Annotated in this window: 25 protein-coding genes and 1 tRNA gene; 21 read left to right on the plus strand and 5 right to left on the minus strand. The window is 28.7% G+C overall.

All coding sequences use genetic code 11. The annotated features are described in order from the left end of the window. The first annotated feature begins 48 nt into the window (after nucleotides 1–48). Nucleotides 49–137 (plus strand) — tRNA-Ser (locus ACGFMM_RS34735). A gap of 188 nt (nucleotides 138–325) precedes the next feature. Here the strand turns inward: ACGFMM_RS34735 and ACGFMM_RS34740 are convergent. The 3 genes from ACGFMM_RS34740 to ACGFMM_RS34750 form a co-directional block, all read right to left on the minus strand. After that, nucleotides 326–1,390, minus strand: a complete 1,065-nt coding sequence (locus ACGFMM_RS34740; RefSeq protein WP_002491600.1) for a site-specific integrase — start codon at nucleotides 1,388–1,390, stop codon at nucleotides 326–328. Nucleotides 1,391–1,466: 76 nt separating this feature from the next. After that, complete coding sequence (locus ACGFMM_RS34745) at nucleotides 1,467–2,141, minus strand: Ltp family lipoprotein (RefSeq protein ID WP_049392317.1); 675 nt, start codon at nucleotides 2,139–2,141, stop codon at nucleotides 1,467–1,469. A gap of 542 nt (nucleotides 2,142–2,683) precedes the next feature. Continuing rightward, nucleotides 2,684–3,019, minus strand: coding sequence for a helix-turn-helix domain-containing protein (locus tag ACGFMM_RS34750; protein WP_002446811.1), 336 nt, complete (start codon nucleotides 3,017–3,019; stop codon nucleotides 2,684–2,686). Between the two features lie 160 nt (nucleotides 3,020–3,179). On the opposite strand from ACGFMM_RS34750, the gene ACGFMM_RS34755 reads away from it, so the two are divergent. The 12 genes from ACGFMM_RS34755 (at nucleotide 3,180) to ACGFMM_RS34810 (ending at nucleotide 11,393) form a co-directional block, all read left to right on the plus strand. After that, entirely contained in the window at nucleotides 3,180–3,371 is a 192-nt protein-coding gene (locus ACGFMM_RS34755; protein ID WP_002501702.1) for a helix-turn-helix transcriptional regulator, read from the plus strand. 53 nt (nucleotides 3,372–3,424) lie between these two features. Next, nucleotides 3,425–3,733: a DUF771 domain-containing protein gene (locus ACGFMM_RS34760; RefSeq protein ID WP_002501703.1), complete on the plus strand. Its 309-nt coding sequence runs from the start codon at nucleotides 3,425–3,427 to the stop codon at nucleotides 3,731–3,733. 484 nt (nucleotides 3,734–4,217) lie between these two features. Then, entirely contained in the window at nucleotides 4,218–4,412 is a 195-nt protein-coding gene (locus tag ACGFMM_RS34765) for a DUF1270 family protein (RefSeq protein ID WP_002491611.1), read from the plus strand. A gap of 108 nt (nucleotides 4,413–4,520) precedes the next feature. Next, complete coding sequence (locus ACGFMM_RS34770; RefSeq protein WP_393650506.1) at nucleotides 4,521–5,801, plus strand: SNF2-related protein; 1,281 nt, start codon at nucleotides 4,521–4,523, stop codon at nucleotides 5,799–5,801. Further along, entirely contained in the window at nucleotides 5,798–6,121 is a 324-nt protein-coding gene (locus ACGFMM_RS34775; RefSeq protein WP_393650507.1) for a hypothetical protein, read from the plus strand. The genes ACGFMM_RS34770 and ACGFMM_RS34775 overlap by 4 nt, the downstream gene beginning before the upstream one ends. Then, nucleotides 6,114–6,410, plus strand: a complete 297-nt coding sequence (locus ACGFMM_RS34780; RefSeq protein WP_002484599.1) for a hypothetical protein — start codon at nucleotides 6,114–6,116, stop codon at nucleotides 6,408–6,410. Before ACGFMM_RS34775 ends, ACGFMM_RS34780 begins: the two co-directional genes overlap by 8 nt. Then, the gene (locus ACGFMM_RS34785) at nucleotides 6,389–8,221 is read left to right on the plus strand and encodes an AAA family ATPase (RefSeq protein WP_237638260.1); all 1,833 of its coding nucleotides are present in this window, start codon (nucleotides 6,389–6,391) and stop codon (nucleotides 8,219–8,221) included. The genes ACGFMM_RS34780 and ACGFMM_RS34785 overlap by 22 nt, the downstream gene beginning before the upstream one ends. 9 nt (nucleotides 8,222–8,230) lie before the next feature. Then, the gene (locus tag ACGFMM_RS34790) at nucleotides 8,231–8,446 is read left to right on the plus strand and encodes a hypothetical protein (RefSeq protein WP_393650508.1); all 216 of its coding nucleotides are present in this window, start codon (nucleotides 8,231–8,233) and stop codon (nucleotides 8,444–8,446) included. A 51-nt stretch (nucleotides 8,447–8,497) separates the two neighbouring features. Next, nucleotides 8,498–8,980 carry a DUF669 domain-containing protein gene (locus ACGFMM_RS34795; protein ID WP_002501709.1) on the plus strand — a complete coding sequence of 161 codons (483 nt, stop codon included), beginning with the start codon at nucleotides 8,498–8,500 and terminating at the stop codon, nucleotides 8,978–8,980. A gap of 49 nt (nucleotides 8,981–9,029) precedes the next feature. Then, complete coding sequence (locus ACGFMM_RS34800) at nucleotides 9,030–10,748, plus strand: hypothetical protein (RefSeq protein WP_002501710.1); 1,719 nt, start codon at nucleotides 9,030–9,032, stop codon at nucleotides 10,746–10,748. Between the two features lie 83 nt (nucleotides 10,749–10,831). Continuing rightward, nucleotides 10,832–10,996: a DUF3310 domain-containing protein gene (locus tag ACGFMM_RS34805; RefSeq protein ID WP_002486494.1), complete on the plus strand. Its 165-nt coding sequence runs from the start codon at nucleotides 10,832–10,834 to the stop codon at nucleotides 10,994–10,996. Next, the gene (locus ACGFMM_RS34810) at nucleotides 10,974–11,393 is read left to right on the plus strand and encodes a hypothetical protein (RefSeq protein WP_256277748.1); all 420 of its coding nucleotides are present in this window, start codon (nucleotides 10,974–10,976) and stop codon (nucleotides 11,391–11,393) included. Before ACGFMM_RS34805 ends, ACGFMM_RS34810 begins: the two co-directional genes overlap by 23 nt. A 7-nt stretch (nucleotides 11,394–11,400) precedes the next feature. On the opposite strand, the gene ACGFMM_RS34815 is transcribed toward ACGFMM_RS34810, so the two are convergent. After that, entirely contained in the window at nucleotides 11,401–12,096 is a 696-nt protein-coding gene (locus ACGFMM_RS34815; protein ID WP_002501712.1) for a hypothetical protein, read from the minus strand. 65 nt (nucleotides 12,097–12,161) lie between these two features. Here ACGFMM_RS34815 and ACGFMM_RS34820 point away from each other — a divergent pair, with 65 nt between their 5' ends. Then, nucleotides 12,162–12,464, plus strand: a complete 303-nt coding sequence (locus tag ACGFMM_RS34820; RefSeq protein ID WP_002501713.1) for a MazG-like family protein — start codon at nucleotides 12,162–12,164, stop codon at nucleotides 12,462–12,464. A 17-nt stretch (nucleotides 12,465–12,481) separates the two neighbouring features. Here ACGFMM_RS34820 and ACGFMM_RS34825 read toward each other — a convergent pair whose 3' ends face one another. Then, nucleotides 12,482–12,709, minus strand: coding sequence for a hypothetical protein (locus ACGFMM_RS34825; protein WP_393650509.1), 228 nt, complete (start codon nucleotides 12,707–12,709; stop codon nucleotides 12,482–12,484). Nucleotides 12,710–13,092: 383 nt separating this feature from the next. Between ACGFMM_RS34825 and ACGFMM_RS34830 the strand changes: the two genes are divergently transcribed. The 7 genes from ACGFMM_RS34830 (at nucleotide 13,093) to ACGFMM_RS34860 (ending at nucleotide 19,670) form a co-directional block, all read left to right on the plus strand. Further along, nucleotides 13,093–13,287 carry a hypothetical protein gene (locus tag ACGFMM_RS34830; protein WP_002501715.1) on the plus strand — a complete coding sequence of 65 codons (195 nt, stop codon included), beginning with the start codon at nucleotides 13,093–13,095 and terminating at the stop codon, nucleotides 13,285–13,287. Between the two features lie 2 nt (nucleotides 13,288–13,289). Further along, complete coding sequence (locus tag ACGFMM_RS34835) at nucleotides 13,290–15,191, plus strand: phage/plasmid primase, P4 family (RefSeq protein ID WP_393650510.1); 1,902 nt, start codon at nucleotides 13,290–13,292, stop codon at nucleotides 15,189–15,191. 323 nt (nucleotides 15,192–15,514) lie between these two features. Further along, nucleotides 15,515–16,006: a sigma factor-like helix-turn-helix DNA-binding protein gene (locus tag ACGFMM_RS34840; protein ID WP_002501717.1), complete on the plus strand. Its 492-nt coding sequence runs from the start codon at nucleotides 15,515–15,517 to the stop codon at nucleotides 16,004–16,006. A 203-nt stretch (nucleotides 16,007–16,209) separates the two neighbouring features. After that, on the plus strand, nucleotides 16,210–16,821 hold the full coding sequence (locus tag ACGFMM_RS34845; protein WP_002501718.1) for a hypothetical protein: 612 nt from the start codon (nucleotides 16,210–16,212) through the stop codon (nucleotides 16,819–16,821). A 282-nt stretch (nucleotides 16,822–17,103) separates the two neighbouring features. Beyond that, nucleotides 17,104–17,394 carry an HNH endonuclease gene (locus ACGFMM_RS34850; RefSeq protein ID WP_002501719.1) on the plus strand — a complete coding sequence of 97 codons (291 nt, stop codon included), beginning with the start codon at nucleotides 17,104–17,106 and terminating at the stop codon, nucleotides 17,392–17,394. A gap of 319 nt (nucleotides 17,395–17,713) precedes the next feature. Then, the gene (locus ACGFMM_RS34855; protein WP_002501720.1) at nucleotides 17,714–18,052 is read left to right on the plus strand and encodes a hypothetical protein; all 339 of its coding nucleotides are present in this window, start codon (nucleotides 17,714–17,716) and stop codon (nucleotides 18,050–18,052) included. Further along, a complete protein-coding gene (locus ACGFMM_RS34860; RefSeq protein WP_002501721.1) occupies nucleotides 18,036–19,670 on the plus strand; it encodes a terminase TerL endonuclease subunit in 1,635 nt (544 codons plus the stop codon). Before ACGFMM_RS34855 ends, ACGFMM_RS34860 begins: the two co-directional genes overlap by 17 nt. The last annotated feature ends 4 nt before the right edge of the window (nucleotides 19,671–19,674 follow it).

The raw sequence follows: 19,674 nt of genomic DNA on the forward strand, positions 1-19,674 counted from the left end.
CTGTTAACCGATCGGTCGTAGGTTCGAATCCTACCTGCGGAGCCATATGGAAACGTACTCAAGTTGGCTGAAGAGGCGCCCCTGCTAAGGGTGTAGGTCGCGAGAGCGGCGCGAGGGTTCGAATCCCTCCGTTTCCGTAAAATAGTAAAATTTAGTAAACTTTTGTTTTACTGAATTACGTTAGAACGTTGTTAAATCAACGTTCTTTTTTATTTTGGTAGAAATCTGTAAAAGTCTGTTTTAAATTAAAATGTCAACGAGACCGACAACATTTGAAATTTCACTTAAAGTTGTCGACTTAGTTGTCGGCTTATTCATCCAATCCTTAGAACGACGTTAGTTTAAAGTCTAAACTTTCATCTTCTTTATCTTTTAATTCTTCTAATAAATGACTATATACACGCCATGTAATTTCTATATTCGAGTGTCCTAATCTTTTACTTACATACTGAATACTAAAACCTTTAGCAAGTAACATAGACGCATGTGTGTGTCTTAATGAATGTAGTGTATAATGACTTAATAATTTGTTTATAGATAAAATATTTTTCATTGTAGTTGTTACTGCTTTATTGGTTATTAATGTAACTCCAGTATGAAATATATATCCATTTTCAAAATCAATAGTTCTAGAGTTGATAACTTTAAGAATGTGATTCATATCTGTCGATGTTATTTTTATTGTACGTTTAGCAGATTTGGTTTTAGTACCAGGTATGTCAACGGTATTATTATCTTTATGTAAGTGACTTCTTTTCAAATTTCTTATCTCACTGAAGCGTGCTCCAGTAGCAATCAACATGTAAATGAATAGATACGATAATTCATTTTTAGTTTTAGATTGTTGTTTTAATAATTTGTATTCTCTCAAACTCATAAATTTATCTTCTTCAAGTTTAGTTTTCTTTTTCTCATAAATTGGAGTATTCCAAGTAGGATCTTTATATATCAATTTTTCATTTAATGCGTCTTTAAAAGCTTGAGAAAAACAATTATTAAGTTTTCTTACACTTGCTTTTGTCCTTCCTTCTTTTCTACCACCAATAAATTTACCTTCAGCATATTCTTTTAACATTTCTCTGTATTGTAATTGTGATACGTCTTTTATTGATATTTTACCGAATTTTTCATCAAAAACATTTAAGGCATTATAATAGCGATTTAAAGTTGATTGAGTAACTTGATTTTCTTTATTAACTTTAATCCAGTTTTTAAAGTAATCTAAAAAAGATATGTCTGAGGAAATATTACCACCTTTAGTTAAATCTAAATATAATTCACTTTCAGCCTCTATAGCTGCTTTTTTGGTTTTAAAACCACGTTTTCTATATCTTTTATTATCATATTGGAAATCATACGACCATTTACCGTTCGCTTTTTTTACACTCATTCTAGTTGTTCCTCTCTAGTTGTTTATTCTTCTTGATGTTATTAAAATAGGGCGGAAATTCAACCGCCCTCAATACTTAATTATCTAAATGATCAATAGCATATTTCGCTTCAGATTCAGTAAATTTTTCACCGTCTGGAGATTTTAATATATCGTATATTGCATCATTAGACATATGCATATCTTTAGCATAAGATTTAGCTGTTTCTAGTGCATTCTTGTTATAATCAGCGTTCAGATGATTTATAGCAAATTTTGCATCTTCTTTAGTAAACTTTTCAACGACTTCTGATGTTAATATGTCATATATTTTTTCTTTAGACATATTTAAATCATCAGAGTAAGATTTGGCAGTTTCTAAAGCAGCTTTCTGTAATCGTGTAGCAGATTCTTCTTCTTTTGCGCCTTTAGTTACGTCATCAAACCATTCTTGATATTTTCCATTTGTTTCTTTAACAGAGGCTTTATGATTCTCTTCGTCTTTATCATTTACAGAAGTACTGTTTGTATTTTCTGTTTCATTATATGTCTTTACGATAGGTTGTGTTTCATGATTATTTGTTTTGAGGTTGCCAATATAAGTTGTACTAGATAACGCTATAACCACTATTGCCACTGTTACGATAGTCTTTGCAATGGATGGCCATTTACTAAATCGCCACATTACAAATAAACCTAGTGGGAAAATAAATATTAAAGTTAAAACAATAAACCATTCTTGTTTGTACCATGATGTTGATTCTTGTTGCATAAAAATATCCTCCTAAGTATCTATTCGATTAAAATTCATTTTTTTGATTTGAAATATATTAAGAAAAGGTAAATTAGAATATTTAATAGAGTAGAAATAAAGGTTTAGAAAAATAAAAGTAGTTGGAAGTTTGAAAAACTCACTTAATTTAAGAAGGGTATTGCAGTCGTGGGAGATAACTGCATGTTCTATTTGATTTAAAGGGATTAATGAAGTTAATTCATTGCTTTTTGAATAATAAGAATCAGATGTTTCTCTAATGTAAGCAGACGATGATAAGCATTCATTAATATATAAATCATTACCCGAGATTAAACATTCTAATTTATTAGGCATCTCTATATATTTAACATTAATATCATCAATCAGCTCCTTATATTGATGCATAATTCTCACTCCTTATTTAGTTTTAGAAATTGTATATTGATTTTTTATATATAACATCAACTCCTATATAAAAGTTTAAATTATGCATAATTTTTATATAAAAAAGAGAACGCACTTATACTAATGGTTAATTTATTAGTAAGTTAGCGTTCTCTTTATTTATCGCTATTTCTTTTGCTTTTTATGTATTCAATGAAATTTATGATTTCTCTCATTTCATCTTCAGTAACATCAGGTGTAATATGTGCAGCAATTTGATTTTTGGATACTACAAAATTTTCTTCTGTTAATTCTGATTTTGGAACGTTAAAATAATCTGCTAATGTTTGTATTCTTTTAATTCTAGGATACTTTACTTCTTTAATCCAATTGGAAATTGTTGGTTGAGTAACTCCAATAGCTTCTGCTAACTCTTTTTGGTCCACATTTTTATTTCTCATTAATCGTTGAAGATTTTCAGAAAAAATTTTTCTAGCACTTTTAGTACCCATAGTAAAACTCCTTAATATTACTTAATGTAATATTAAGTTATCATATGTTATTAATTGTGACAACACTTTTGTTAACATTTTGATAAAATAAATTACATTTTGAGTTGACAACCACATAAAAGTAATATAAAGTTATGTACATCAAAAGGAGGTGGTTAAAATGCCAGAGCAACTATCAATTAAAAAATGGAGAGTTATGAATGATATGCTTCAACAAGATGTTGCTGATAAATTAGGCGTATCAAGAAAAACTGTTGGGGAGTGGGAGAAAGAAGGTGCTAATATAAGTAATGTTACTATATACGCTTTAGCTAAATTATTTAACGTAGAGATAGACCAGATCAAAATATAGATATTTTTTTAATATCTATATAACTTTATATTACTTTTAAAGGTGGTGTTAAAATGCTGCAAACTTTAAATATTACTGTTCCAGTACCAGACACACATGTGATTATTACTAAGCTTGAATATGAAAAGTTAAAAGATAATCAACCAATGAACATGACATTAAAAGAAGTAGCAGAATATTGTCAACAAACAAAAGGTTGGATAGTCAAAAATATCATTCAAGATAATTATTTCAGAAGAAAAATAGAGCCGTTTTCACAGTTTGTTAATGAAGATGGAAAAGGAAAATATTTATTTCATAGAGAGAAAATGAAGAAGTTTTTAAATGATTATGATGAAGAAATAAAAGCGAGAACTCGTTAAACATCAATAAAGTATACCTAATCACAATGAGATTAGGAATACTTGTTTAAAATAGTCTTTTTAAGAGGTTGAATAATTTAAATTTATTTTTCTTCAGCTGGTACAAGAGCTATTGAATCAACGAATTCATACTTTAATATTACATCATTCAAGTGATAATTTTGATTTCCAATAATTAATACAGGATTAACTAAAAAGAAATAGTCATCCTTATTTTCAATTTCTTTGAAAAATTTGTTGATTTAAATCTTATTACCTCATTCAGTGTAGATGGATCTAATGGTTTTCCAATGTAAGTAACTCCATTAACAGTAACAAGTATCTCTGATTTAGTTTCTGAAGCAAAATTTAGATATTTAAGAATAAAATTTTTGTTCACATTAACACTCCTTCTTGTCGCATTAGCGATAAGGCAATTATACATGGGCAATGTAAATTTATTGTGAAGATTAAAAGTAAATTCTTTAAAGGAGGTGAGGGTATCATGAGCAAATCATTTATTTCATTCGTCATTGCTAATTTGGTTTTTGTAACCATGTCAATTTTATTAGCACTGATTGGATTATATTTCACAACTGCTATTGGTACTGCTGCACTACTATCTATCATAACTTTTCTTTTATATGATAATTATTTCTTTCAAGAAATAAAAAAGACCGTTAAGCACGGCAATGCTTAACAGTCTAATAAAACAAAAAACCAACTAAATTATAACAACATTGGAGGATTGCAACAATGACTATAGAAGAATTTATAAACAGTATTAACAGAGTTAAAGAAATGATATTTGAAAAAGATAATGAGAAAACAACAGAAATCAAATAGCATGGAAATTAAATTATTTGAACACCAAGAAAAAGCACTAGAACAAACTGAGCAATTTAATAGAGTAGCGTATTACTTAGATATGGGATTAGGTAAAACCTTTGTTGGCTCAGAAAAGTTGTGGGAATTAAATACCCCCTATAATTTAGTGATTTGCCAAAAATCTAAACTAGAGGATTGGTATCAACATTTTAAAAAGTATTATTCAGATGATTATAAAGTGATTTTATTTGATAGAGAAAAGCTCGAGTATATAGAAGAAAATTCAATTTTAATTATTAACTATGAAAAAGCAATCGTGAGACCTGAACTCAAAAAGATACGTAATTTCACATTACTTTTAGATGAGTCTCAATATATTAAAAATCCTAAATCACAACGCACTAAATTAATTATGAATGAACTAAAACCAAATAACGTTATTCTTTTAAGTGGTACTCCGATTGATGGTAAATATGAAGAATTACTTACTCAAATTAATTTATTAGGTTGGAAGATAAAAGAGAAGATGTTTCTATCTCACTATACATATAGAGAGTGGGACGAAAAAGAACTGAAATATAAAATTATCGGCTACAAAAATATAGATAGATTAAAGCGAAAATTAAGAAATTACGGTTGTGTTTTTATGAAAACAGAAGAGGTTTTTGATTTACCAAAACAAACTAATATTTTCTTAAAACCAAAAAAGACTAAAGCATATGATGAATTTATTCGTGAAGGCATTGTTGAATTAGAAGATAGAACGCTTATCGCAGAAACAGTGTCAGTAGGAACTATGAACGCTAGATTGTTATGTACTGCATTTAACCAAAATAAGTTATCAATGTTGAAAGATTTATTAGAAAGCACTGAAGATAGGTTGATTATTTTCTATCAATATAATTTAGAAAAAGAAGCTATTGGTAACTTAGCTAAAGAGTTAAACAAACCAATATCTTATATTAATGGTGATTTAGTTGATAAAAACGCCTATGAGAATAAAAAGAACAGCATAACGTTAGTCCAATATCAAAGTGGTAGTTTTGGACATAATTTACAAAAAGCCAACAAAATAATCTTTTTTGGATTACCAAACAGAGTTTCTTTCTTTGAACAAAGTCGAAAAAGGACACATAGAATTGGACAAGAGAGACCGTGTTTTTATTATTATATGCTAACGCTAGGCACGTACGAATGGAAGAATTATCAAACTTTAGTAGACGGTAAAGATTACAACGATGAACTATTTAAGGAGGAATGAGAATGATTGAAAATCTTAATTTAAGATATACCGAAGATATTTTTAATAATACAAATTGGATTAATAAAGACGGTGAAATTTTAGATCCTATCTCAATGGAGGAAGGACACATACAAAATACATTGCGTCTTTTATATAGAAACCGTGATCAACTTTGGTTAGGTTGTAGAGATTTTACATTAATAGATGTATATCTAAATGGTGAAGACTTCTTTCAAAAAGTTATACGCAAATCTACTTTATGGAAATCATTAATTAAAGCATTAAATAAACCTTCTACATCATTTAACTTTGATTATGAAGGTGGTTCCATTGACTAAAACATATAAGAATGAAGCAGCGTTTCAAAATGATGTCATGCAATTTTTAAAGCATAATCCTAATGCGTTTGCAGTTAAATATTGGGCAGGTAATAAGTTTACAGTAAATGGTATTCCTGATGTACTGGCTTGTATTAATGGTGTATTTCATGGCATAGAACTTAAAACAAATACTGGTGTTGTGAGAGGTATTCAAAAAGAGAGAATGAAACAAATCAAGTTAGCAGGTGGAGAAGCTTATGTTTTACGTCCGAAAGATTTTGAAGAATGGAAAAGGACGTGGTTTTAATGCAATTCAGTTATTCAAGAGTTGATTTGTTTAAACGTTGTCCATATCACTTCAAATTACGATATATAGATAGGCTTACAGAATTACCAAACTATGAAGCTAATAGTCCACTTATTGTTGGTCATGCACTTCACACCGGAATTGAAAAAGGTAAAAAAGCCATGCTGAAAGAGTTTTATAACGCTTTTCCACTAGTGACTAATGATGTGATTAATGAAGCCATTAAGTTAGAACATAATTTAGAAAAAGCTGAAGAATGGTTAAGTGATTTTAATAACAGCTTTAGCTTCACTGGTGGTTATGAATTTATACATGAGTATGAAATAAATAAACCTGAATTTATTGGTTTTGTCGATTTAATCGTAAAAAGAAAAGGTACGAATGATATTGCAATCATTGACTTTAAATACAGTAATGCGATTGAAAAATATAAAGAATCACCTCAATTACAAATATATAAGTACTATCTTGAACAAGAGGGATATAACGTTATAGCAATGGGTTATTTATTCTTACCTAAAACAAGCATTAGACAAAAGAAAGATGAAGACTTAATACAATTTAGAAAAAGATTAAATGTAACTATGAGAAAGCTTAAAACTACATGTTTAAAAATAGAACCTCAAGAAATGGAAATTATCTACTTCTTAAATCAATGTAGAGAAATTAAAGAAGCTATTCAAGAAAAAACTTTTAACTGGATTAAAAACCCTAACGATGAATGTTTTGCATGTAATCCTAGATTTGCACCAGAGTATTTAGAACAACTAAGAGATGATAAAGGAGAATTAATAATGACATTACCTAAAAATATAAGACGAGAAAAGAAAATTGATGAACGACCTGACTTTTGGATATACGGAGATTCATATGTAGGAAAATCAACATTTGTAGATCAATTTGACGATTTGCTATTTTTAAACACTGACGGAAACACAGATAATACTACATCGCCAGTTATTAATATTAAAGATGAAGTAGTAAAAGAGGGACGCATTACTAAACGTACATTTGCATGGGAACAATTTTTAAATGTAGTAAGTGAACTAGAAACAGATAAAGATAGTGGTTTTAAAGCAATAGCTATTGATTTATTTGAAGATTTAAGAGAACACTGTCGTATTTATGTATTCGATAAGAACGGGTGGGAACACGAGTCTGACGGTGGATATGGTAAAGGTTGGGCAATGGTTAAAACAGAATTTAACAATGCTATCAAACGACTTAAAAATTTAGGTTACCAAATTATTTATATCAGTAAAGAAGTTAAATCAGAAACAACTCTAAAAGGTGGGGCAGTACGTACAAACTTTATACCTAATATTGATGATAAAACTGCCAACTTTACAACAGGCACAGTAGACTTAACAATACGTGCATTTATGAATAGTGACGGTGTAAGACTACTTCAACTATCTAAACAACGCAATGTGTTCGGTGGTGGTCGATTTAACTTCTTAAATGATACATGTGAATTAAGTAAAGATGAATTTATTCAAGAATTAATAAATGCTCAAAAAGCATCACATGCAAAAATCACTGCTAAAACTAAACCAATAAAAGAAGAAATTAAAGAAGATAAATCAGTAAAACAAACTATTAAAGAAGATACTAAAATTACTGAAGAAGTACCACCAGGCGAAACAATTACCGATAAAGAAGAAGTGATTGAAGAGCCTAAAAGAAAAGCAAGAAAAAGAAAATCATCAACTAAAGAAGCAGTAGAAGAAGCTAAAGCTGAAGAAAAAGAAGAAACATTAGATGAAAAACCAAAACGTACTCGTAGAAGTAGACGTAAAAAAACTGAATAATAAATTGGAGTGATTGAAATGAAAAAGGAATTAAACACAACTGAACAACATTTTGCAACAACTAGAAGTGAAGCAGAACGAATTATTGAACAAGCTAGAGATGAAGAAAAAAGTAACTTAACATCACAAAAAATTGATAGTAAAACCAACAAATACGGTGAATATTTTGTAGTTACACTCAAATTTACTTACAACACACCCAAAGACATTATGGCTTACGAATAATATTTATACAAACTCAAAAAGAATAACAACTAGAAGAGGAATGATTTAACTATGACTGAAACAATTAACTGGGATAAATTTGATAAACAAGTAGATAGTGAAGAAATTAAAAGTGCAGTGGAAGATGCTAAAAAGAATGATTTTCCTGATATTCCTGATGGCGAATATGAAGTAGCTCTAGAAGATATGGTACTTAAAACAAGTAAAAATGGCGATCCAATGTTAACAATTACATTTGTAATTTTAGAAGGGGAATTCGCAGATAATAAGATTTGGTATAACGGTGTAATGCAACCAAAGAATGAAAAGGCAATCGGTTTCCAAGTACATAAAAACAATGTGTTATTACGTAGTTTACTTGATTTAGCTGAAGACGATGAGAGTAGAGTATTTTTTAAAGGTTTCAAACAATACAATGATTTAGTACTAGATTTAGCTGAAGAACTTGTCGAAGCAGAATTTGCACTAGAAATTACTACAGATAAAAAAGGATATCAACAATATAAAATAACTGAAGTTTTTGACGTAGAGTAATCAAAATGAAATAGCCCGATTAACGTCGGGCTTTCTCTATAAAAGGAGCGTGATTACAATACTATTTTATGATTTTGAAGTATTTAAATACGATTGGTTAGTTGTGATTATTGATTCAGAAACTAAAGAAACACATGTGATTATTAACGATAAAGAAGAATTAGAACAGTTTTATAAAATTCATAAAGGCGATTTTTGGATTGGTTACAATAGCAGGGATTATGATCAATGGATATTAAAAGGTATATTATCCGGTTTTAATCCTAAAGAAATAAACGATTTTATAATTGTACAAAAGAAAAAAGGTTGGGAATTCTCACGACTGTTACACAAAATTAAATTGCTAAATTATGATGTTCAAACTAGTTTTCATTCCCTTAAACAATTAGAGGGGTTTATGGGCAATGATATTAGAGAAACAACAGTTAACTTTAATATTAGAAAGAAACTTACGCATGAACAGTTAAATGAAGTTGTTAAATATTGTAAACACGATGTACAGCAAACTATTCAAGTTTTTATGAAACGTTTTGAAGAATTCCAATCACATGTTGCTTTAATACAAACTTTTGATTTACCGATGAAAAATATTAGTAAAACAAAAGCTCAATTAAGTGCAATAATACTAGATGCTAAACAACCAAAAGTGAATCGTGATGATGAAATGGAATTCTCAATTCCTAATAACTTGAAAATAAATAAGTATAGAGAAGTCGTTACATTTTATGAAACTACAAGAGATTATGATAAATCACTAAAAACAACTATTGCTGGAGTGACTCATGAATTTGCATGGGGAGGATTACATGGCGCAAGAAAGAATTACTTTGCAAATGGTTATTTTTTAAATGTAGATGTAGCTTCATATTATCCTGCTCTAATGATTGAATACGACTACTTGAGTAGAAATGTACCTAATAAGAAAAAGTACCGTCAAATACGAGATAAACGCCTAGAATTGAAAGCTAAAAAAGATAAAAGACAAGCACCTTTTAAAATCGTACTTAATAGCACTTATGGTGCGATGAAAGATAAATATAACGGGTTGTATGATCCAAGACAAGCGAATAATGTTTGTATCGCAGGAATGCTATTGCTATTAGATTTAATAGAAAAATTAGAGGCACACTGTGAAATTATTCAAAGTAATACAGACGGTATTTTAATTAAAATGAGTAGTTTAAATGACTTTGATTTAATTGATGATATTTGTTTTGAGTGGGAAGAACGCACACACATGGAACTTGAATTTGACCATTTCACACATGTTATTCAGAAAGATGTAAATAACTATATTTTGGTTAACGATAGAAAAAATATTTATAAATCAAAAGGAACTTATGTTAAGAAACTAAATGACCTAGACAATGATTTACCAATAGTTAATAAAGCAGTTGTGAATTACTTTATTAAAAACATACCCGTTGAGAAAACTATTCGTGAATGTGATGAACTTATTCAATTTCAAAAGATAGTTAAAGTGAGTGGGAAATACAAACACGCTTTGTATGGTCATAAAGTGATGAATGAAAGAGTATTTAGAGTGTTTGCTTCTAAAGATAGCAGCGATAAAGCATTGATGAAAGTTAAAAATGATAAACCTGAGAAGATTGGTTATACACCTAATAAATGTTTTATTGATAACAAAAATATTGCTCAGAAAAAAACACCCCCTCATTTAGATAAAGAATGGTATATTGCAATTGCTAAGAAGCGTATTAATGACTTCAAAGGTGAACAGTTTGGCCAACTACAATTAAGTATTTAGGATTAATTTAAATTAATAAACATAAGTCACTAAAACGAGATAATGTTAATCACCCAATGCATTACAATAACGGAAAACCATAAGTGATATATTTTATTGATCAAGTAACTATAAATTATAAAAGCTCATTAGCGTATTATATCGGCAATGTTATTAAGTACGTGAGTAGAGCTACTTTAAAAAATAGTGTGGAAGATTTAAAGAAAACAAAATGGTATTTAGAACGTGCCATTGACAAACGGAAGTGATGTAAAAATGGAATTTAAATTATTAGATAAATATGGAAAAGAAGTAGTCATAGTAAAACGAATAAATCTACATTCATATTCATTAAAAGGGATTAAAGATACACCATTTAGCAATTTAATCATGTTCATTAATCCATGTGAAATACCTGAATATAAAAAACGGTTTAATTTATTTACTCAATTTGAATATGATAGAAAAGTTTGTTCAAAAACAAAATTTGATTATACAGTATTAGATTTGTTAATTAGTGCAAACTTTAACCTTAATAAATTTAATACAGGTAATTTAGATGAAGATGATAAAAGTGATTCAATTGGTAAACATCAATTATCTATGGCAATAGAATTTATTTCTAAAGGCTTAGATTTGAATTCACCAATTGAATTTCATAAGTAGCAGTAAATTATTTGTGTTGTGAATGATATGACTCGTACTTATGTTGGGTAATTAATGATTCGATATTTTTTATAACAATGTCAGATAAACGTTTCATATCTTCTATAGTAAGATTTTCATGTCTTTGATAAGGGTGAGCACCATCATTACCAATCCACGCAATTAAATCAGAAAGCCACTGTGCTTGGGGGAAATTAAGCAATTTAATTCTTTCTGGAAAAGTTTTCTTCTGTAAAGAATTTTCAGTTTTATTTTCAAATTCAATTAAATAATCCCAAACTAGTTGTTCAATAGCTTTTCTATAACCTAATTTTAATAAATAATTTAGATTATGTTTTTCTGCAATATTTAATTGTGAAATGATTTTAATAAATTCTGGTGAATGTTCTTTTAAATTTTGAGAATACCTTTCATCTGAACTCTTATATGAGATATCAACTGGTTCTGAATTATAAATTAAGTTGAAAGGATTTCTATCTTGTTTTTTGTATTGCATTAAAAAATGTTGTTTACATTCATTACAAATAAATATAACTGAAAATAAATCATTATTTTTTTCTAAACCTGAAGATGATTTAACAAAAGGTGTTTGAACTTGTTCGCAATAAGGACATGATTTTGGCAATTTAATATCAATTTTAATTCCTTCAGTTGTAACCTGATTATTAACAGTGATTGGTAATGATAATGTATATTTAGACAAAATTATGCACCTCTCAAATATTAGTAAAAATATTATATCAATTTATAAATATAAGGAGAATGAAAATGAACCAATTAATTAAAAATGTAGAACAATGGAGTATTGACAAAGGTTTAAATAATGGCAATTCAGATAGACAGGCTTTGAAATTTTATGAGGAAGCGGGTGAAGTTGCTGCAGCATTATCACGTAATGATAAAGAAGCCTTAAAAGACGGTATAGGCGATACTGTAGTGACATTAATTATTCTAGCCCAACAACATAATATGAGTTTAGAAGAATGTTTACAGTGCGCCTATGAAGAAATTAAAGGTCGTACTGGTAAGATGATAAACGGAACTTTTGTTAAAGATGAAGATTTGAAGTAATAACGGTGTAAAGTTTTTCAATCTATATCGATAGCTTCGAGCTTTTTAATGTCTTTAGTATAAATTAAAGTTTGCTTTGTAGTTAAGTTTCTAATTGGGTAAATAACTATGAATTCACTGCTTTCTGAGACGATATCAATACCTGGATAAATTTTTCCATCTTCTGTAACTAATAAGGTACTTTTATCATTTTCAAAATTTTTTCTTACAATATCTCTAATAGTAGTACTCATTAGTAAGGTCACTTCCTTTAAATAAATTATATACATTATATCAGAAAACAAAATAATAAAGGAGTAAAAATATGACAGAATTAATATTAATTGTATCGACATTAATTTGTGTAATAAGTTTTTATCAATTTTTGAATACAATGAACAACATCATAGCATATATTTATGTGATTATTTTAATAGTTTCTTTAGCAATTACAGTTTCATTTGCAATTGGTTATAACTATTTAGAATTATTACTTACATTCCTATTTGCACTCGTTTTTATCACAATTGGATATATTAATAAGCGAGTGAAAACCATAAATAAAAAGTGAACAAATTTAATTAATATCCATGAAATTTAAGGCTAGTGTTAAAACTAGCCTTATTTTAGAAAGAAGGTTTATCAATATATGAGTAAAGACGAAACTTATCAAACTAATTATGACTACACAGAACAATTTAAAGAACTTCATAATACTTTAGATCATCAATTAACTATTGATGAAACTAATGAATTATTAATGTTTTATCAAAAAGTATTGGATAGAGTTGAAAAAGAGACTGACATAGTACTTGATAAGATTTTAGACCCCAAAACAACTTAGAAATGACATTCATGAAAGGAGGTTTACTCATGTATAAAGGTTATTTAAAGTCGAGTGGCAAGCGTACTATTACAACTTTTAAAGATAATAAAGATGTGTTATTAGACTATAAACAAGCTAGAGCATTAAAAAGTTTTGTTGGTGTGTTAGATGAAGATTACATTATGGTTGATGTTGATGATATGAATGAAGCACAGTTATTACTTAATATCATTGAAGATGAACAAATTAAATGTAATATTCTAGAAACTGACAATGGTATGCATTTTTATTTCAAAGGTTATAACATGACCAATAATAAAACTAAGAATTTTTCAGCTATTGGTATTATGTGCGATTATAAGTTAGGAATTAAAAACAGTTGCGACCCTTTAAAAATTAATGGAGAGTTTAGAAAATGGCTTAAACGTGTTGATGAAACTGAAATTGATGAGTTGCCAAAATGGTTAGAAGCGTCATTTAAAACAGATCCAGGTTTCACTGAACTTGCAGAGGGTGACGGACGAAACCAAACATTATTTAATTACATTCTTAAATTACAACAAATAGCGATGAGTAAGGAGGAAATACGAAATACAATAAGGTTAATTAATAAACATGTGCTATTTGAACCTATATCTGATAAAGAATTGGATATTGTTTTACGTGATGACGCTTTTTTAAAAGAATCTTTTTTTATTAATGGTAAATTCCAACATGATTTATTCGCTAAATACCTTATTAATGAGTATCACATTATTAGAATAGCAGATATTTTGCACATTTATATTGACGGTTATTATTCTGATAAACAAGACGATATAGAAAGATTAATGATTAAACATATTCCTGGTTTAAAAAAGATACAACGACAAGAAACGCTATCTTATTTACAGCTACAGACTGAACAAAAAGAATTATCACCAGTGAATTATTTAACACTTGCAAATGGAATATATGATTTAAATACTAATTCGATGCAACCATTCACACCTGAAATAATTGTGAAAAATAAAATACCCGTTCCATATATTGAAAATAGCTATCATGAAATCACTGATAAAACATTTAATAAGTTAGCAGTAAATGACCATGAATTAAGAAATTTATTTGAAGAGATTTTAGGTTACACATTATTTAGACGTAATGAATATGGTAAGTTTTTCATATTAACGGGTGGTGGAAGTAATGGTAAATCATCATTCTTGAAGATTTTACGTGCATTAGTCGGCGATACCAATACATCAAGCGTCGCACTTAAAGATTTAAACGGCCGTTTTAAAACAGCAGAATTATTCGGTAAGTTAGTCAATCTAGGCGATGATATTGGAAAAGGTTTTATTAAAGATAGTGCAGAACTGAAAAATCTAGCTACAGGTGAAACATTAGTTGTTGAGCGTAAGGGAAAAGACCCTTTTGATTTACGTAACTATTCAAAGCTTATTTTTAGTGCGAATGAAGTACCAAGAATTGATGATAAAACAGACGGTTTAAATCGACGTTTAATGATTGTACCTTTTAAAGCTAAATTCACGAATAAAGACGATGATTACGACCCATTCATTATTGATAAGTTACTAAGTCCTGATTCATTACAGTATTGTTTAGTCATGGCTATAAGAGGATTAAAACGATTGTTAAAAAATAATCGCTTCACCAAACCTAAATCTGTAACTGCAGAAATAGAAGCATACAAAGAAAGAAACAATCCTGTTTTAGCATTTCTTAATAATGAAGAACCTAAACTAGAGAATGAATCGACTAAAGATATCTATACACAATATAGTGAATACTGTGTTGAATATGGATACAAGTCTGTGAGTAGAGCAGTTTTTACTAAAGAGGTATGTCGTTTAAAAAAAGTAGAATCAAAACAAATTAGAGTGAATGGTATAAGAGAACATATATATGTCTTATGTACATAAGACAAAATTTAATATAATAAGACACACATAAGACACCTTCAAAGCCTTATTCATCAACAGTTAAATCTATATTTTCATAAAGTGTCTTATGTGTCTTATGTGTTTTTAACTTCTTATATAAAAAAGACTACTATATATAATAATATATATAAAAGAAAAATATTAATACATAAGACAGACAAATGGCCTTGAAATTTGACTCAAAGCCTTGATAATAAAGGATTTGCTGGGTGTCTTTTTACTCAGAAAATTGTCTTATGACATAAGACAAATACCAGATTTTAGTGTATTATTACACTGTATAAAATAAAGAGGTGCTTTTAATGTTAGATTTGTTAATGTCGTATCTATTAAGTAAAAATAAAGTTTTAAAACGGATAAAAAGTTTAATGCAGTGTGATGTTGTAGACATTAACGAACTTGCATTAAATAGACAGATATTAAGTGATATTAATTATGTGATTGAATGGTTGAGAGAGGGACACGAGCCTAATAATTATAATGCGATAGATAAACGTCAATGCTATTTAGTTAATCCTGAAACAATTGAAAAGATGATTGATCAGTCAATGTACCAAAAACAGAGTGAAGATGAATACAGTGATTTTATTCACGATGTTAATCATCAATCTTACTACGCTTTAATGAAATTAACTAAGCAAGAGCTAGATGTTTTCTTAATGCACAAGTGTGAACAGTTAAGTTTAAATGATGTAGCAGGATTATTAAGCATTAGTAAAAGTGCTGCACAAAGTTATTTAAAGAGAGCAGTTAATAAAATTAATAGTGAGATGCAGTGTAATTTGTTTTTATAAATTTTTGCTATACGAATGATACATTAGTGAGATAGTTTTAACGACGACTATCTCAAGCTGTTGTGATTCTCATGGTATGTTCCTCCTTTGAAAAGTTATTTTATCTTACACGAAGAGCGTCCGATAGAACAATCGGGCGTTCTAAAATTTAAATAAATAGTGTAGTATATAATATAACTATAAATAAAGAGAGGTTATATAATATGTTGACTTTAAGCAAAGTAATAGAACCAGGTGATTGGTTAACTTTTTTTGGAACATTAGTAGGTGCATTAATAGGTTCATTAATAGCTGGAGGAATCGCTATATACGTAGCTCATCGTCAGAATAAACAACAAAACGACTACATTGAAAAGCAGAATGAGTTAGATGAAAGAGTTAAAGAATACGAATTACTTTACAAACATATTGTAAAATTAAATGATGATATAAATCAAAAACAAGATAAATTAATATATACTTTAAACAATTTAGCATTAGAAACAGATAGTTTAAAACGGTATCAATACTTATTGAATATTTCTTATGATATCGGTTATCTAAATAATACTACTAAAGTTAAAGTTGAATCTATAAAAGATATAATGAATAAAATGAATGCTAGTACTAGTTTATTAGATGCAAATACTTATATGAGTAAATTGCAAAGTGCTAGAGAGTACACAAATAATGAAACAGAAACTGACATAAATATTACTGATGAAAGTGTTGAAATTTTAAGTGAGAAGATTAATGAAATAGGTAACGCTAAAAATATATTCGTAGAGAATTTATATAAGTCTTTATCTCAACAATTAAAACAAACCTATAAATAAAAATAATACCCATACAAAAATATACCCATCAGATTTTTTATACCGTGTATAAAATAGTCTGGTGGTTTTTTGTATACCCTAGAAAAAATAGAGGTGGGTTAGTTTATAGATATTAAAAAGCTATAGTAAAAATTATACTGAATAAACAATACGATAAATAAACATTGGTTTTAAAAATTTATCCAGTAAATTTTGTTAGGATAAATTAATTTTAGATATTGATCATGAAGAATTGATTTAGTAAATAATTATATAAACTTAAATACTTGAGGTGGTTAAACAATGTTGGAGTTAGATACTAAGGATAAACGTAATAAGTTCTATCATAGCACTGATTGGAATCAATTAAGAATGAAAGCTTATTTACGTGACAATCGTGAATGTCAACATTGTAAGCAAGAAGGTAAAGTAGTTAAAGGGCAGAACGTACATCATATACAACCTATTGACCTTAGACCTGATTTAGCTTTGAGCATTGATAACTTAATTACTTTATGTATTGATTGTCATAATAAGGTTCATGGTCGTGTGTATGGTGGAAGTCGTAAGCAATGGAATGATGAACAATGGTAAGTGATATACATAGATGTGTATGACGTCTTAGATATATAGATTATATAGTTAACTTGTATGATTGATTGTTGAAATGAATTTTAAAATTTATTTTTTAATTTTCATTTTTTTCGTTTTTAGTTAAGTGATAGACACATACACTTTAATAGTTTTATTTATACATATAATTTAAATTAATTTTATTTTTATAATTAAAATTAAGACTGTCCCAATCCCCCCCGGAGTGAGTGATTTAATATTTTATTTTTTCTCTTGAGCGGGTGCGGGGTCGTTTTTGTCGAATGTAAGAGTAATTTTACAATTTTAAGGAGGTGCCAAAATGCCGGTTTCTACTAAAAAAATTCGTGAGAGTATGTTAGCTAGAGTTGATGATACCGATTTTTTGGTAATTGAGAAGATTGAGAGATACATTGCACTTGTTAAGAAATACAGGCAACTGATTACTGCAATTAATAAAGAAGGTTTAACAATTAATGTAAATAATTCATCTCAGCATTACATAAAAACACACCCCAGTATGTCTGATATTATTAAGATAAATAAAGAACTGTTAATGTTGGAAGATGCAATTTTCAAACGCTCAAAATTTAAAAAAGAATCTAGTAACGACAAACCTAAAACGTTATCTTTGAGGGATAGAGTTGCTAGTAGTAAATAAGTACGTTACTGATTATATTAATCAATACAAGCAAGGGAAGATACTTTTTAATGAGGAGCGTAAACAACTTGTAGACTATTTGGAAGACTTTATTTTTCCAAGAAATGATTTATATTTTAATGATGAACAAATTGAAAATCTTATTAATTTTGCTAAAGAATTTTACTTTGAATTAGATGATTTTCAGAAATTCTTAAGTGCTTTCTTATTTCTTTATTATAAAGAAGATAACGATATTTTTTATGACCAATTTTTTATTATGGGTGGTCGTGGGGTAGGTAAAAATGGACTTGTATCTGTTTGGTCTCATTTTTTCTTAAGTGATTATAACCCAGTTGATGAATATGATATTTCTATTGTAGCTAATACTGAAAAACAAGCTAAAACATCATTTATGGAGATATATAACTGCATAGAACGTAATAATTTAGATGACTATTTCAGAAGAAACTTAAAAGAAATTACAGGAAAAGCGACCAATAGTAAGTTGCAATATCATACTTCAGCACCTAGTAGCAAAGATGGTTTGAAAGACGGTATGGTTATTTATGATGAAATTCATAGAATGGAAAGTTATGACATTATTAATGTTTTTGGTTCAGGATTAGGTAAGAAAGACAATCCACGAGAAATTTTTATTGGTTCAAACGGACATGTTCGTGGTGGTGTGATTGATGACATGTTAGATAGAGCAAATAAGATTTTAAAAGGCGAAGTGTTAGACGATCATATGTTTTGTTTCTTATGTAAGATAGATGATGTTAAAGAAGCAGACGATCCTTATTCATGGGAAAAAGCAAACCCTCAATTTTCTAAACCGATGACACCATACGCTAAAAATTTATATAAACGTGTAATTAAAGAACATCAAAAGCTAGACAATAATCTAAAATACCGTGCTGAATTCATGGCCAAAAGAATGAATTTACCTGAAACAGACTTAACTGAATCAGTAGCAACTGCAGATGAAGTATATAAAACAAATAAAGAAATTCCTGACCTCCTACATAAAACGTGTGTAGGAGGTTTAGATTTCGGTTCTGTTCGTGACTTTACTGCTGTTGGTTTACTTTTTCGGGAGGGCGATGATTACTATTGGAAAACACATTCATTTGCTAGAAAAGATTATTTAGAAAAAGCAAAGTTAAAACCCCCAATTCACGAGTGGGCAGATAAAGGGCTATTAACAATTGTTGATGAACCTACTATTGACCCAAGACATGTAGTGAACTGGTTTGTCGAGATGAGAGAAATATACAACATTGAAATTATAGTTGCTGATATGTACAAGTTAGACATTATTAGGCCACTGTTAGAAGCAGAAGGTTTTAATGTACATTCAATCAGAAAACCTTCAGCAATTCATGGATTACTAGCACCACGAGTTGAATCGCTATTCGCTAATAATAATTTGTATTGGGGTAAAAATCCTTTAATGAATTGGTACACGTTTAATGTTTATAAAAATGTAACGAAAGACGGTAATGTTCAATATCTAAAAAAAGATGAACATAGACGTAAAACAGACGGTTTTCAAGCTATGATACATGCTTTGTATAAAGCTTCTGAAGTATTAACAGATGATGTTGATTTCTTTTTAGACGAACTTCATTTTTAGAAAG

This window comes from Streptomyces sp. NPDC048604 (assembly GCF_043199435.1).
GTDB lineage: Bacteria > Actinomycetota > Actinomycetes > Streptomycetales > Streptomycetaceae > Streptomyces.